Source organism: Buttiauxella sp. WJP83, from assembly GCF_027594725.1.
Lineage (GTDB): Bacteria > Pseudomonadota > Gammaproteobacteria > Enterobacterales > Enterobacteriaceae > Buttiauxella > Buttiauxella selenatireducens.
Genome location: NZ_CP110080.1, coordinates 1758164 through 1773506, shown reverse-complemented (window position 1 = coordinate 1773506; position 15343 = coordinate 1758164). Strand labels below are relative to the sequence as shown.

The 15343-nt window shown below is 50.3% G+C and carries 13 protein-coding genes, 4 tRNA genes and 1 pseudogene; 4 read left to right on the top strand and 14 right to left on the bottom strand.

The window, feature by feature from the left end; all coding sequences use genetic code 11:
* Positions 1-68: 68 nt before the first annotated feature.
* Positions 69-1229 carry a restriction endonuclease gene (locus OH773_RS08255; RefSeq protein ID WP_270144715.1) on the bottom strand — a complete coding sequence of 387 codons (1161 nt, stop codon included), beginning with the start codon at positions 1227-1229 and terminating at the stop codon, positions 69-71.
* A gap of 257 nt (positions 1230-1486) precedes the next feature.
* Between OH773_RS08255 and OH773_RS08250 the strand changes: the two genes are divergently transcribed.
* The 3 genes from OH773_RS08250 (at position 1487) to OH773_RS08240 (ending at position 2548) form a co-directional block, all read left to right on the top strand.
* Positions 1487-1681 carry a hypothetical protein gene (locus OH773_RS08250; protein WP_270144713.1) on the top strand — a complete coding sequence of 65 codons (195 nt, stop codon included), beginning with the start codon at positions 1487-1489 and terminating at the stop codon, positions 1679-1681.
* A 133-nt stretch (positions 1682-1814) separates the two neighbouring features.
* Entirely contained in the window at positions 1815-2099 is a 285-nt protein-coding gene (locus tag OH773_RS08245; protein ID WP_270144711.1) for a hypothetical protein, read from the top strand.
* Between the two features lie 53 nt (positions 2100-2152).
* Complete coding sequence (locus OH773_RS08240) at positions 2153-2548, top strand: hypothetical protein (protein ID WP_270144709.1); 396 nt, start codon at positions 2153-2155, stop codon at positions 2546-2548.
* A 293-nt stretch (positions 2549-2841) separates the two neighbouring features.
* Here the strand turns inward: OH773_RS08240 and OH773_RS08235 are convergent.
* The 9 genes and pseudogenes from OH773_RS08235 to OH773_RS08195 form a co-directional block, all read right to left on the bottom strand.
* Positions 2842-2928 (bottom strand) — tRNA-Leu (locus tag OH773_RS08235).
* Between the two features lie 12 nt (positions 2929-2940).
* Positions 2941-3014, bottom strand: a tRNA-Cys gene (locus OH773_RS08230).
* A 49-nt stretch (positions 3015-3063) separates the two neighbouring features.
* A tRNA-Gly gene (locus tag OH773_RS08225) sits at positions 3064-3139 on the bottom strand.
* 223 nt (positions 3140-3362) lie between these two features.
* Positions 3363-4310, bottom strand: coding sequence for an HTH-type transcriptional regulator Cbl (gene cbl, locus OH773_RS08220; protein WP_270144706.1), 948 nt, complete (start codon positions 4308-4310; stop codon positions 3363-3365).
* A 118-nt stretch (positions 4311-4428) separates the two neighbouring features.
* Positions 4429-5346, bottom strand: coding sequence for a nitrogen assimilation transcriptional regulator NAC (nac, locus tag OH773_RS08215; RefSeq protein WP_270144703.1), 918 nt, complete (start codon positions 5344-5346; stop codon positions 4429-4431).
* Between the two features lie 223 nt (positions 5347-5569).
* Positions 5570-6073, bottom strand: coding sequence for a protein disulfide oxidoreductase (locus OH773_RS08210; RefSeq protein WP_270144701.1), 504 nt, complete (start codon positions 6071-6073; stop codon positions 5570-5572).
* Positions 6063-6674 carry a DsbA family protein gene (locus OH773_RS08205; protein WP_270144699.1) on the bottom strand — a complete coding sequence of 204 codons (612 nt, stop codon included), beginning with the start codon at positions 6672-6674 and terminating at the stop codon, positions 6063-6065. Before OH773_RS08205 ends, OH773_RS08210 begins: the two co-directional genes overlap by 11 nt.
* 7 nt (positions 6675-6681) lie before the next feature.
* Positions 6682-8556, bottom strand: a pseudogene (locus OH773_RS08200) (protein-disulfide reductase DsbD family protein); the annotation flags it as partial.
* A gap of 47 nt (positions 8557-8603) precedes the next feature.
* Entirely contained in the window at positions 8604-8969 is a 366-nt protein-coding gene (locus OH773_RS08195) for a copper resistance protein (protein ID WP_270144697.1), read from the bottom strand.
* Between the two features lie 190 nt (positions 8970-9159).
* Here OH773_RS08195 and OH773_RS08190 point away from each other — a divergent pair.
* Positions 9160-9235, top strand: a tRNA-Asn gene (locus OH773_RS08190).
* 120 nt (positions 9236-9355) lie between these two features.
* Here the strand turns inward: OH773_RS08190 and murP are convergent.
* The 4 genes from murP to OH773_RS08170 all read right to left on the bottom strand — a co-directional run bounded on the left by murP (position 9356) and on the right by OH773_RS08170 (position 15267).
* Positions 9356-10798 (bottom strand): PTS N-acetylmuramic acid transporter subunit IIBC, encoded by a 1443-nt coding sequence (gene murP, locus OH773_RS08185; RefSeq protein WP_270144695.1) that lies wholly within the window; start codon positions 10796-10798, stop codon positions 9356-9358.
* Positions 10799-10800: 2 nt separating this feature from the next.
* Complete coding sequence (murQ, locus tag OH773_RS08180; protein ID WP_270145753.1) at positions 10801-11709, bottom strand: N-acetylmuramic acid 6-phosphate etherase; 909 nt, start codon at positions 11707-11709, stop codon at positions 10801-10803.
* Positions 11710-12075: 366 nt separating this feature from the next.
* Positions 12076-13464, bottom strand: coding sequence for an APC family permease (locus OH773_RS08175; protein WP_270144692.1), 1389 nt, complete (start codon positions 13462-13464; stop codon positions 12076-12078).
* A gap of 384 nt (positions 13465-13848) precedes the next feature.
* Complete coding sequence (locus tag OH773_RS08170; protein ID WP_270144690.1) at positions 13849-15267, bottom strand: glutamine synthetase family protein; 1419 nt, start codon at positions 15265-15267, stop codon at positions 13849-13851.
* Positions 15268-15343 lie beyond the last annotated feature (76 nt).

Here is a 15343-nt window from a genome sequence, read left to right as displayed (position 1 = left end):
TCTTTTATTACACTATGGTTTTTCGGTTGTCATTAATATTCATTCCCTTGTGTCCAACCGAAATGTATTTACTCCATCTCCAGCTCATCAAAAAGTTGCAGATCCACATCCAGTAACTCCACCGCATTACTACGGCGAATACCAACGTTGTTCTCAATAAGTAACTCCAGCAAACGCTCGCCATCAATCAATGTAATAGGTGCAGCGCCGGGAAACATTGCAGCTTCAGCGCATTTCGCTGCAAATTTACTGGTGGTGATTAATGTACCGCGAATAGCTTTATGGTAAGGGAGCGCACCACGTAACTGATCAATGTATGGACGTGTAATGTTATTTTGCATCCGTTTAACCTGAACAACCTCGGTAATGGTCGTGATGCCAACCTGTACCTTACCCACCACATCCACGCCTTTATCACCCGAGGCTTTGGTGACTTCCACCTGTTCATAACCCATAGCTTCCAGTAGCTGTGCAATCAAATGCTCAAACTTATAAGGGTTCATACTGACAATTTGTTCACGCAAGAGCTCTTTTTGTTGCTGATTATAGCGTTTCACCGCCTCCAATAACTCCTTACGTGGATCGGTTTTGCATTCGGGAAGCGCCATTCCCAGCCATTTGCGTCCGGCATCAGTAATTTGATAACTGACACCTTCTCGTGATACTAGCCCACGCTCCACGAGGTTATAGAGTCTGGCATGGAGCGTGGTTTTCACAGAGCTCATGGACGCAAACTTCGAATACTGGTGCAAAAAAGCCTGCCATTCAGGAAGAAGTTCACCGCGTTTGGCTTGTTCACGCCTGGCGAGGAGTTCAAGTAGCTGTATTAACCCTTCCTGGTCGTCCAGCTCTCGTATAATGAGATCATCATCATTGAGAAAACCCTGTCCTTTGGCAGTAGGCTCCCAGTCACCTTCATCGTTACAGCCCATCAATCCAAAGTTATTGATAAACATATAGCTGCCATAGCTATGTCTCGGGTTCAGTACATGGTCATCACTTTCCCAAATCTGTTGAGCAATTTCAGCATCCAGCCCTGTCAGCCTCTCAGCAATCCAGATATGCGGTTCAGACCAGTCTACCGGGTTTTGAGGTGTTCCGGTCTGCTCATGGATGGCGGTAATCATATTACGTACTGATTTTACAGGATAACCTTTCACTGCTTTTATCATCGCTCTTGCCTGAGCGTAAGTCGGAAACAACGGGGTTATGACTTTGTAATTTTTCACTGTAACCCTTTTGAAAGATTCTTTAATTAATTTACATTCAGCATCTTGCCATATTATCTGGCGGGTTTGAGAGAATGGTATTGATCTTACCCACAAACAACTACAGTGATTAATTAATATGCCAAAAATGAGTGTTGTCACATGTCATCACAATGGGAATGCTGGAGAATGAGGAGGGAGTTTTGATTCAGAAGGCTCGTATGGGTACTGTAGTAAGGCCTTTGTTCTGTTACCCGGTAAATCATGATGATGAAAGCATGCCTCTTTTAGCTGTTTTCCTTCTGACCAGCCTGAGTGCTCTGGCCACGACTTACCGAACGGACAGTTTTGGCGCCACACGCGTTATTGACCATGATGGAAAGACCACAACCTACCTTACCGATTCATTCGGTTCGACTCCCGGCAATGATGGTTCTGTTTCACGGACTGATAGCTCTGCATTACCGACATAAATAACCATGACACTACCTGTGGGAAAGATTCTTTCTGGACAACACGCTTTGATCAATGATTTTCTGACTACCTCGCGTGGCTTCTTACATCTGAGCTGGCTTATCTCTGCCCCCTTGAATACTGGATATAACGATGAAAATTGACTCAGCCAATGTAAATGTATCTGACCTGCTTCATTGCCTAAATTTTGTTCTCCGACTGACCGGACCATCTAATCGATGTGGAAGTAACCAGCTCTTTGGTGGCAAAGAAAACTGCTCCGGCTTCAACATCAATAAGTATATCTTTGATGGCATGACGGTTCGTGAGTATCAGCAAATGATCAAACAGCGATTCCATGAAGATGATCCACAATTCTCTTTAACCAAACATCTGAAATACGACATCGAAAAAGGGTTTATCGAGTTACAAGGTTGAATTTAGGGCTCTCGGTATCGTTACTTTCGCAACACAAATTAAGGAAGTGGCTAATGGCAAACATAGAAACAGTCAGAAAAGTGGCTCAGTCACTTGCTGCTGAATTAAACGAACATCTCAAATCAACGGGATTCCGGGTGATGTTTCATCAACAGGCTGTCAATAAAGGCAATATGAGTCTTTTTGTGGACCCACAATCGGGCAGGAATAAACAGCGGCTATACATTGAACCAGCAACAAAACATGGTCAATACAAAATAGCTCTCAGCGGCATAACGCTGGAAGCACGGCAAAAAGAGTTTGAGCTTATCTTCGGCAGGGAATGTGACGGCTATGACCATCCAGATTCAACATGCCCCTACTGGTATGTTGATGATCCGGTATTGGTCAGAAAATCCGCATACCTTTATGTCCAACCTTTCATGCAGTTCAATCCAGGTGTGGATTGATTTGAAGGCACCCATGAGGACAGGAGTTCCGGCAACCTCTACAGCCGAGGAAGCCGGTGGTCAGCAGCGGTGTACCCTGCTCTTACCGGATTAGGACCGGAAAAACTGGAAATCTTTCCCCTGGGTATAGAGGAAATACGCAACGGTTTTTTGCATCAGCAGGCAGAACGTTGCACTTCATTGCACCCTGTGAGCACAGGATATGCACAGAACGTGAATTTCAGGCATAAAAAAACCACCCGTAGGTGGTTTCACGACACTGCTTATTGCTTTGATTATTCTGATGTTTCCCATGGTGCCCGGGGCGGGACTTGAACCCGCACAGCGCGTACGCCGAGGGATTTTAAATCCCTTGTGTCTACCGATTTCACCACCCGGGCTCGGGAAGAAAGTGGAGGCGCGTTCCGGAGTCGAACCGGACTAGACGGATTTGCAATCCGCTACATAACCGCTTTGCTAACGCGCCAAAACCTTTCACCTTTGCAGGCTGTAACAGAAATTCTGCTACATAAATTTGGAGCGGGAAACGAGACTCGAACTCGCGACCCCGACCTTGGCAAGGTCGTGCTCTACCAACTGAGCTATTCCCGCAAAATCATTTTAATGAAGCTTAAAGCTAATCATTTGATTTTACTATCTTCTGGCAAGCTGTGCTGCCGTTCGATGCGTTGCATTCTACTTACCTGACGCGGTGAGTCAATGAAATTTTCGGTCACCGCGCTTCGTTTGCTGAATTTTGCACCGCACCGATCACGCTTCACGCAATTAGCGCCTCAAAACGGCTAAAAATTAGCACACCAGATGGATAAAAGGATCAAATTTGATAATCCAGTACGGTTTCTTCAGGCTCAAGTGCTAATCGCTTAATATCCGCGACAGAGAGTTCCGGGTTACATAATTCGATAAAGCGCCAGACGTAATTACGTTGGAGCTGCCCGCGTTTGAGTCCAAGCCAAACCGTGTTGGCGTCAAATAAATGACGCGTATCCAGCCGAACCAACTCCCCTTCTTCATCGCCGCTGGCCTGAAACGCAACCAGGCCAATACCCAGCCCTAATTCAACGTAGGTTTTCACCACATCAGAATCTTGCGCGCTCAGGACAATATCAGGCGTTAGCCCACGACGTAAAAATGCTTCATCAATACGCGCACGCCCTGTTATGCCCTGCCGATAAGTAATAATCGGCCAGCGGCTGATATCGTCGAGCGTAAGGGGATTGGCATGGATCAATGGGTGACCGTGCGGCACCAGCAAGGTGTGGAACCAACGAAACCAGGGATAGGCAACCACTAACGGATCGGTGCTCAATCGTTCACTGGCGATACCAATATCCGCCGTACCGTTGTGCAATAACGTTTCTATTTCTTGAGGCGTGCCCTGAATTAATTCAAGACGGACTTCAGGAAACAACGCACGGAAGGATTTAATGACGGATGGCAAACTGTAGCGCGCCTGAGTATGTGTCGTCGCAATCGTCAGCACGCCGCTGGCGTCATTGGTAAATACATCGGCCAGGCGCCGTACGTTACTGGCTTCATTTAGGATACGTTCGGCAATGACCAGCAAGGCTTTGCCCGGTTCTGTCATGCCTAATAATCGCTTTCCACGGCGAATGAAGATCTCGATACCGAGCTCTTCTTCCAGTTCACGGATATGACGGCTGACGCCAGATTGAGAGGTAAAAAGCATGTTGGCGACTTCGGTCAGATTGTAGTCCCGCCGAGCCGCCTCACGAATAATTTTTAGTTGCTGGAAGTTCACATTGCCCCCGGGGCATGACCGTTCTTTACACTATTGTTAAAGTGGCGGCCCCGAGATACCAAATAATAAAAACCAGCAACTTATTCTATTTAGCAATAAGCGCTATTTACCCACAGGCTTAGCCCACCAGCAGCAGTTCGCGATTTTCTTGCACAGGACGAACCACTAAAGACATTAAAATGTCTTTTACAGCCTGCGCTTGTGGTGTCAACGCCGTACGCGCCGACAAATTTACCGAGAGCGGTAGATTCAGTGATGGACTCGTAATGCGAGCCATCCAACCATTTGCTGAACTCATCAGCGATCGCGCCGCTGATTCTGGCAACACGGTTACGCCCATGCCGCTGGCAATTGCGGCCGTCAGAGTAGAGATAGAATCAATCTCACCGGTGATTTTTGCCGTCAGGCGACGCAACGAGAACGCTTCATCCACACGTTTACGAACCGCACTATAATCACGCGGCAGGAATAGGTTCATTTCGGCCACCGCACAGAGATCGACTGTCTGACCTGGACAGTCGCGGGTGCCGACCAGAAACAACTCCTCTTTTAGTAACGGTTGGCTAATGATGCCTGCCGTTGGAGAACGGTCATACAAGACCGCCATGTCAAGCTGGCCGCTTAACAGCTTGTCATTCAGGACAGAACTACTGTTCTCATGCAGATAGACCAGTACGTCGGGTAACTCCGCACGTACTGCCTGCAATAAAGGCATGGTAATAGATGAAGCCGCTGTACCGGGCGCAAGACCTATAGAAACCTGCCCGCCGATGGTTTGGCCCACATTGCAAACCGCCAACTGTGCCTGTTCGCACTGGCGAAGAATCGTTCGCGCATGGGTATAAAGGATTTTTCCTGCTTCTGTTGGCGTTACGCCGCGTTTGGTGCGAATTAACAGTTGCTGGTCCATTTCACCTTCAAGGGTAGCAACTTGCTGGCTCAGCGCTGGCTGCGCAATATGCAGCACTTCTGCGGCCTGAGTCAGGCTACCAATATCGACGATTTTTACGAAGTACTTCAGTCGTCTTAAATTCATTTTGCCTCCTACACGGAATGCCAACGCCAGTTTCGGCAGTGATGTCACGCTAAGAATTGCAATATACTTGCCACTTTTGAGAAACATCCGACCAGATGCGCTAACAAGCTGGATAATAAGCGAAAGTGATTTAAACGGCGGGAATGAAGATTGAAACGAGGGTTCTCTTATGCCCCATAAGAGGTATGCGCGCACCATGACAGTGCGCACATTCAGACTTAATTTATACGCCAGCCCACCACAGGCGCAACTTCATCCCCCAATAGCTGGTCCAGCCGGTAGTAGAGGAGACAACCTCTCCTTTATAAAGCACCACCAGCGTAGGCGTAACGCCAATCTGCCAGTTGCGGGATAACTCGCCCGTGGCGTCATTGACCACCGGAATCGTTATCTTCTTCTGCGCAAGCCAACCCGCTACTTCCTGCGGTTCGCCCGACCTCAAAGCGATAGACATCACGTTGAACTGTTCTTCTACCAGCCGCGCAATGGATGGCGTGGTATAGCGGCACACGCCACACCAACTCGCCCAGAAATAGAGTAGCAACGGGCGTTCTTCACTCAGTGCATTCAGAGTAATGGTTTGACCATCGAGCGTATGCAGCGGGGTGCTGTCGAAGGAACCTGGCATTTTTGGCGCACGCCACCAATCCATCAGGACCACAATTGTGACAACGATCAGCGCGATGACCAGCACTTCTCGCCCCCAACGTCGCAGCTTACTTGTCATTAGCCTGCTCCCGTTTCTCTTGTACCAGTTCGTCGAGAGATTCCCACGGCACTGCACCCGCCAAAAACGTATCGCCAACCAGGGTTGCCGGTGTTCCTTGCACGCCGACAATCCGTGCCAGTTGCAGATTGAGGCTCAGCGTTTCCCTGCTCAGTTCATCCGGCTCAACGCGCGTTGAGCCACTTTTTGTAACCGCAGCATCAATGGTGGCCGCGGTATGATTGCCCTTTTTCGACATCAGGCTTTGATGCAGCGCCAGAAACTCCTGCGGATGTTCCCGCCAGGTGGTGAGCGCCACGCGAGAGGCAAGCGATGAAGATTCACCACGAAAAGGCAGCAGCTTGAATACCACCGCCACATCAGGATATTTGTGCACCACTTTTTCAAGCATCGGGTCAAACTGTTTGCAGTACGGGCAGTTGTAATCCGTAAAGGAAATAATGGTGAGTTTTGCATTTGTCGCGCCAATCCGTGGACTGGCCGGATCGTGGTACAACGCCTGGTAAATCATCTCCTGTAACTGATCTTCCTCGGATTGGGTCGCAGCGGTTGCGCCAAAAGTCGTCGCCAGTAACAGCAAAAGCGTCATAAGCATTTTCATTATTATTTCCTTTTGCTTCAGTGAGCGAATTCAGGACAACATCACGCGTTAAAAGTGTCGGGAGCGGCTTCCCAACGGGAGAGTTTGGTCCATAGACTTGATTGAACGGCACACCAGCCTGGCCACGTTGCTTGAGAAACTCAGTGATTTCTTTCGAAGGAAGCGTCCAGTCGCCACGCAATGCAACCACATCAGGCTCCTGCAATGCGGCCTGCACATCATCACGAGCAATGACATTTAGCTTGTTAATTTTGCAGGTAATGCACCAGTCGGCAGTGACATCAATAAACACGCGTTTATTTTGCGAAAGGGCATCCTGAATGGCTTGCTCACTGAGCGGTTGCCAGGCGATTTTCTCATCCGCAGGGCCGTTGGATGCTGAGCTAAAATGCACCGGTAGCAGACTGGCTAACCACAAAGCCGATCCCAGCATCATCACCGCCAGTATTCGGCGCAGCCAAAGCATCCAACGCCCCGGTTTCGGAAGGCGTAGTGCCAGTGACGGGCGCATGGCGATTAACAGCCACGGCAAGCTCATTCCCACGCCTAAGGCGAAGAAAATTCCCCACAACGTGGGCAATGAGGCACCCAATGCAATGGCGACCGCGGTTCCAAGAAACGGTGCGCTACAGGGAGTCGCCAAAAGCGTCGCCAGCGCACCCTGCCAAAAATGCCCGCTCAAGCCACTTCCACCCTGCGTGGCGAGTTTCGTCGTCACTTTCGATGACAGACGGATCTCAAATAATCCGAACAGATTGGCGCTGAATATCATCATCACCAACACCATAAAGCCGATAAACCAGACGTTCTGGAACTGGATACCCCACCCCACCGCCTGATGGGTTAAGCGCAGTACGGTCATCAACAATGCCAGCGCCATAAACGAAGTGAGGATCCCGGCAAACGAGGCGAGGAACTGCTGGCGTATCTGCCGCTGATCTTGTTTTTCCACCAGCAGCACCGAGCCTAATTTCATGCCCAGCACCGGCAAAACACACGGCATCAGGTTGAGGATAAATCCGCCCAACAGGGCAAGCAGCAACACCTGCCAAAGTGCTAAATCATCGCCCGCATCAGGCATTGTTGACGTAGCATCTATCGTAACGCTGCTTTGCTGAGCAACACCGTTATCGGCGATAACCAGTGATAAATGACGCCCGCGCAGGTCGGGGCCAACACCGTCCCAGCCATCGCTTACCGGGATCGTTGCCCACAGGGTTTCACCGTCTACACGGATTTTGGGTTTGCCGAAACTGGCATCTTCCGGCGTATCCAGATACAGCTCAGGCTTTTGCCAGCCTGCGCTGCGAGTGGCTTGCACGACTAACTCTGCATTGTGATACCCGGCTTTCAGAACATCCGTCAGCCCATTCGGGAGCGGCACCTTGCCCATTGCTTGCGCATAGTCATGGGCAAAGGTCGCATCACCTTGCGTCGGTGTGATTTCAAAGGGGAAATCGGTCAACAGGCAGACATCTTTGCAAGTCGAAAGCGTCAGTACACCGGCTATTTTTGTCGGTAGCTTATCTGCCAGTTTTATCGGGATACTGACCTGGTGTTGGTAACCCTGAGTGGTTATCCCCGCCACATCGAACCGTTGCGGTACTGGCCAAAACCATTGGGCTGCTTTTACTGGTTCATTCCAGGTAATGGTGGGTGCAACGCCACCATCGCCAGGTGAACGCCAGTATGTTTTCCAGCCATCCTCAAGTTTTACATCCAGCAAAACCTGCGTTTCGCCTTGTGGTGAAGTGTCAGCGCGCAGGCGCACGCTCGCATGATTATTATCGGCAGAATGAAGCCAACCGGATTGTGCAGCCCAACTGACTGGCACCCATAGCAGCAATAGACAGATCAATGTCTGCCTGAAAAGACTCAACATATTTTTTCTCCATAAATGAATTATCGAACTGTGTTAAACAGCCGGTTTCATTCACGGAATACGCAAAATCTTAGATGGACTCTGAGCGTGGGGGAGGAAAATTCTCGTACGGGGACAAGGGAGGAAGATCTCGACAACAATGGCGCAAGCAGCGTCAGGATCAGGCTGAAGATAAACAGCGCAGCTTCAAACAGCACCGGCGGCGAGGCAAGGAGCGATTTAGCGCTCAATTCACAAGGTGTCACCGCTGATGCTTCATCAGCATCGGAAACACTGTTTTGAGTCAGCATCACGCTTTGGGCAGCTTTCATTTGCAAAGCGTGCATTCCGGCCATGCGCTGCGCGGTGCACACGAGCACCACCAGACAAGCCAGGAACAAAAACCACTTTGCGATTTGCTGCTGTTTTAACATGAATTCTTCACTCCTTTTGAACCGCATATCTTAGCCCGTCACCTCCGTTTGGCAACTAATGCGCTGTAAAGATATGTCTGTAGCGTCAAATGACGCTGTTTGCTTGTTTTATCAGCAAACGAACCAACAGCGTGATGAGAGGCTTTGACAAGCCTGAAACGCCTCGCTAATATGCGCCCCGTTAACCGATTCCTCTGTAGTTCAGTCGGTAGAACGGCGGACTGTTAATCCGTATGTCACTGGTTCGAGTCCAGTCAGAGGAGCCAAATTCGAAAGCCCGCTTAAGGAAACTTAAGCGGGCTTTTTTGTTTGCGTGCATCCAGGGGTAACCCAGTAATGATGCAGGCGGCAAAGTGAGTTTTGGGGGATGCCACCTGCCCTCGATCTTATGTCAGATCAACGTCTTTGTAGCCAAAGAACCACGTAATGATGAAGCCGCTAGCGTAGGAGATAAGCACTCCCGCTGCGTAAACCCCCATACCGGCATAGATGCCCTGGGCGGATGTCATCAACGGCAGAGAAACCAGACCCGACGGGCCAAATACGGTGTTCAGGCCAATCGGCAGACCAAGCCATGCCACCAGGCCGATGAAGAAACCACCGCACGCGCCGCCGAGACAGGCCGTGACGAATGGCTTAACGCGTGGCAAAGTTACGGCGTAGATGAGCGGTTCGCCCACGCCCAGCAGGCCAGGAATGATCGCCCCTTTCACCTGAGTACGTGTCATGGAATGCTTAGCTGAGCGATAGTAAAGCGCAAGTGCTGCACCAACCTGCCCACCGCCAGCCATCGCCAGAATCGGGAACAGCGAGTTAAAGCCCTGCACGTCCATCAGCGCAAAGTAGACCGGAATAAAGCCCTGATGAACGCCAAACACCACCGCAATCAAGAACAGCCCAGCAAGAATTGCACAGCCAAACGGGTTACCATTCAAGTGCAGGAACAGCCAGGACATCCCTTTAAACAGCTCGCCACCAAAAGGCATAATCAGCGTAAAGGTCAACGCTCCGGTGATCAACAGCGCCAGCAGTGAAGTGACAATCATATCCAGGTTATCAGGGACAACTTTACGGATTTGACGCTCGATCCACGCGCCCAGAATAGACGCGATCAGTACACCAATAATGTTGCCGCGCGGATCAATTCCCATGCCGAAAAAATTATCAATGCCGGAGAAATATCCCACCGTCGCTTCTGGGTTGTAACCCAGCAGGAATAAAGAAGCGATAATCGCCCCATTTACGCCCGAGCCACCAAAGGCTTTCTGTGCGTTATAACCAATCAGAATAGGCAGGAAGGTAAACAAACCTTTGCCGAAGATCTTCATGTAACCCACGATATGCACGATGGTTGCATTCTTCACGGCGGCGTCCGCCAGAAGGCTTTGTTCGAGAAGCGTCGCAAAACCCAGCAGCATACCCGCGGCGATAAAGCCCGGGATCAGTGGCGTAAAGATGGTGGCAAACTTAGCGAGGAACTGATGCACTACGCTGTTTTGTTTTGCCTTCATCTTCTGTTTGGTGTCACTGGCAACGGAACCCACACTCGGCGGCTCAAAGGCTGCCTCCGCTCCGTTAGCCAGCATCGTGTTCATCATTTCAGCAGCGGTTTGCGCTTTACCTGGCCCAAGGATGATTTGCAACTGATCGTCACCGTTAACCACTCCCAACACCCCAGCCAGCGCCTTGAGTTTGTCATGCTCAATCAACTGGTCGTTATTGAGTGTCAAACGCAGGCGAGTCATGCAGTGCCCACAGGTCTGAATATTATTTTTATTGCCGACCAACTGCAGGATCGTGGCAATTAATTGTTCCGTAATCTTCGCCATTGCTAGATCTCCGTGTTGGCTAACGCCTTGCGAATAAAGCCATTGTTATCATTTAACAGTTGTTTAGCTTGCGCGGCGGTCAACTTACCCAGCACCATAACGATGGCGGTTTTGCAGTGGCCATCACAGGCAGCCAGCGCATCCGAAGCCGTCTGATGGTCGCAATCCGTAGCCTGCATAACGATGTTGATTTGACGCTGAACGAGCTTCTGGTTGGTCGCTTCTACATCCACCATCAGATTGCCGTAGACCTTGCCGCTGCGGATCATCGCTCCGGTGGTCAGCATGTTCAGTACCAGCTTTTGTGCCGTACCGGCTTTCATACGTGAAGACCCGGTAACCACTTCCGCGCCCACCACAGGCATGATGGCAATCTTTGCTATTTGAGTGATTTCACTGCCCGCATTGCAGGTCAGCGCAACGGTGGTTGCACCCAGGCTGTTGGCATAGTTGAGTGCTGCGACGACGTAAGGTGTACGACCGCTTGCGGCAATTCCTACCAGTACATCTTTTTGACTGAATTGCAGGTTTTTTAGATCGTCCACGCCCATCGTCAGGCTATCTTCAGCATTTTCAACGGCCTGAAGAATGGCCTGGTGACCACCAGCAATCAGCGCCACCACCTGCTCGCGCGGCGTGCCGTAGGTTGGAGGGCATTCGCTGGCATCCAGAATTCCAAGGCGACCCGAAGTGCCCGCACCGCAGTAAATTAAGCGACCCCCTTCCTGGAAAGCTGCAACGATAACATCGACTGCCTGAGTGATAGCCGGGATCACCTTTTCAACGGCCAGCGCCACTTTTTGGTCTTCCTGGTTGATTACCCGCAGCATCTCTTCGGTAGACAGCATGTCGATGTTTTCACTGTGAGTATTGCGACCTTCGGTAGTCAGGGTTGTTAAATCGATTTTCATCATTGTCTCGCTATTTTTTCGTGCCAAATGGCAACGTTAAAGTTTCGGTGCTGCGCCTTTGGATGGAATAATTAATTATTAATAAAGTTATTAATAGGAATATTTAATTCTTCACAACTAAATGTGACACGGCTCATACATTTTATATGACGAACACGAATCAGAAATTTCTTTCAATCTGTCTTAGAAAGGTTGCCATTATGGCTCTGCTTGAGAGTAACGAAAGTGAAGGGAAGAAAATAATCGAGCAGATATCAAATTAAAGCCTGCTGAGTTTCCTGAGCAGGCTTTTTGTTTTTTAAGTACACCCCTCTTCGTTAAAGGTGGCGAATACTCTTTAAATTTTAGCTTCTGGCCGGATAAAAATTACTCCCATGCCCGTTCCGCTTTCGCGCCGTCAAACTGCGGTGGCGGCTTGCGAAAACGCCCCGTGAGCCAGGCCAGATACACAAGACCGACCGCCGCCCAGACCAGACCCAGCGTCAAAGACGTCTCTTCAAGATTGATCCACAGTACGGCAACCGTCGCCGCGCCAATCAGCGGCATAATCAGATAGTTCAGCTTATCTTTCCAGGTTTTGTTACGCCCTTCCCGACGCCAGAAGTGGTTGAATACTGAAAGATTTACAAACGTGAACGCCACCAGCGCACCAAAGTTAATTAATGCTGTAGCGGTCACCAGGTCGAAGAACAGCGCCGAAAGAGACACGATGCCCACCATCACCACATTGAGCGCTGGCGTGCGCCATTTCGGGTGCACGTAACCGAAGTATTTTTCCGGGAAGACGTTGTCACGCCCCATCACATACAACAGGCGCGAAACACTGGCGTGTGACGCCAGCCCCGAAGCCAACGTATTGACGAAGGTGGTACACAGGAAAATTGACTGGAATAACTTGCCACCCACGTACAATGCAATTTCCGGTAGCGCCGCATCAGGATTCTTAAAGCGACTGATATCCGGGAAGAACAACTGCATAAAGAACGAAGCCGCAATAAAGATGATCCCGCCATAGACGGCTGTCAGGAAGATAGCTTTTGGAATGGTGCGAGCCGCATCCGGAGTCTCTTCCGAAAGTGTTGTGACCGCATCAAAACCCAGGAACGAGAAGCAGACAATCGTGGCCCCGGTGATTATCGGAATCAAGTGCGCGTTCTGGCTGATAAAAGGTTGTAACGTCCAGACGGTTCCAACGCCCTCCCCTTTATGAAGCCCTTGCACCACAAGGATGATAAACACCACCATGATACAGACCTGAACCAGTACAAACAGGGTGTTGAAGTTTGCCACCAAGTTCACGCTTTTCAAGTTTGCAACCGTGAGAATAACCACAAAGCCGATGACCCAAATCCACGGTGGAACCTCAGGGAAAAGTGCGGACAGGTAAATTTTTGCCAGTAGCACATTGATCATCGGCAGGAAAAGATAATCCAGTAGCGACGACCAACCCACCATAAAACCCACATGTGGGCTAATGGATTTTTGCGCGTAGGTGTAGGCGGAGCCTGCTTGCGGGAACTGGCGCACCAGTTTGCCGTAGCTCACAGCGGTAAACAACACGCCTGCCAGGGCAAGAATATAAGACGCCGGCACATGCCCATTGCTGATACCCGAGACAATGCCGAAGGTGTCAAACACCGACATCGGCGTGAGATAGGCCAGGCCCATCACCACCACTTGCCAGAGTTTTAAAGATTTACGCAGTTGCGGTTTACCCGCTTGTGATGAGACTTCAACAGGTGAGTTAGTCGCCATGATGACGTCCCCCCATGCGTGTACAGTTTTGCGATAGTAGCGTTGTGATTGCAAACCTGCTTAGCCTGGGGGTAGAAAATAAATCTCGGGGTAATAACGTCGGGCAATGACCAGTAACGGGTCCGTCATAATCAATGCGGCAGCGGCATTCGCCTTCGCCGTGCGGGTATTTGAACATCTGCATCATCTCATTTCCTCGTCATACAAATTGTCGTTTAACTGAAGACCCGTTACCGCCTGTTATCCATTTCGCGGCTACGGGGAATGGCAGGTTGCCCTGCAAATGTCCAGTCTGACTCCGCTCAGACTGTATACCCTTCATACTTCAAGCCGCTTATTCTTTCCTGAATGCCCGGAAGCTTAAGCTTCCGGAGAAACGGGGTATCAAGCGTTTTTCAGCATCCACTCAATTTCAGTTTCTGTGATCAAACGCTCAAACTGAATCAACTCGTCGTTCTTACAGGCGTGGAAAACATGGCTAAAGCGCTCGCCCATCAGTTCGCGCAGGCTATCGTTCTGCATGAACTCCCACAGTGCATCACTCTGACGAATCGGGAACGGCAGCCCTTCCTGCTCAAGCCCATTGCCTTCCACTTCTTCATGCAGCGGCAAATCGTTATTAAGACCATGCAGAATGCCCGCGAGGATGGATGCCATCACCAGATAAGGGTTGGCATCTGCACCTGCAACGCGGTACTCGACACGGTGATTGTCACGATCGCCACAAGGGATGCGCAGCGCAACAGTACGATTGTTATGCCCCCATGAAGCCTGAGTGGGCACGTACATACCAGGCTGGAAACGACGGTAGGAGTTTACGTTTGGTGCTAACAACGCCATAGATGCAGGCATCAGGTCTATCATCCCTGCAAGAATTTTCTTGAGAAGAGCTGAATCTTCGCCATCGGCGTCGGCCAGCACGTTCTCACCTTTCGCATTCAGGATACTGATATGAATGTGCATCCCGCTGCCGGCGTGCTCTTCATACGGTTTCGCCATAAAAGTGGCGTGCATTTTGTGTTTTTCCGCCACCGTGCGCACCAGGCGTTTTAACGCCAGCGCATCGTCGCAGGCATCAAGCACGTTATCGGTGTGATGCAGGTTTATTTCGAACTGACCCGGAGAGGCTTCAGCTACTGCACCATCGGCCGGAATCAATTGCAGGCACGCCAGATCGTCGATATCGGTCAATACATCGGCGAAATGGTTAAGGTTATCAACAGAGTAAACCTGGCTCTGAGTGTTACGGTCATTGGTGCCCGGCGCACACGGCGGCTGCAAATACCCTTCGGTGTCACGTTGACGGTCAAGTAAATAGAACTCCAGCTCTACCGCTACCACGGGGAACAGACCGCGCTGGCGCAATTGCTGCCAGAGTCGGTTAAGCACGTTCCGCGGCTCAACGTCAAAGGGAGCGCCATCTTCATCCAGCATCGTCAGTTGCACCTGACCGATAAATTCCGGGTCCGCCGCTGACGGGGTTAGGGTGCCCAGCACCGGTACACAGTTGTGATCCGGTTCACCTAATTCCTGGCCCAGACCTGCTTCTTCAACCACGTTACCAAGAATATCCATCGCAAAAACAGAGGCCGGGAAGTAGCAGCCCTTCTCTATTTTACGCAGGCTGGATACAGGAATGCGTTTTCCACGGAAGCAGCCGTTCAGGTCAGTCAGTAAAACATCGACATATTGGGTATTGGGATAGCGTTCGAGGTAAGTCTTTACTTCACGGGCGAACGCGCTACTTCGTCTCTCTTCGGAATGCTGAACAAAACTCTCAACTTCTACGATATTGGTTTCCATGATTCACCGCCGTTGCTTTGGATGCCAGTCGCTGATTTCGACCGTTAAATATAATGTCCACTTTTCGACAATGGCT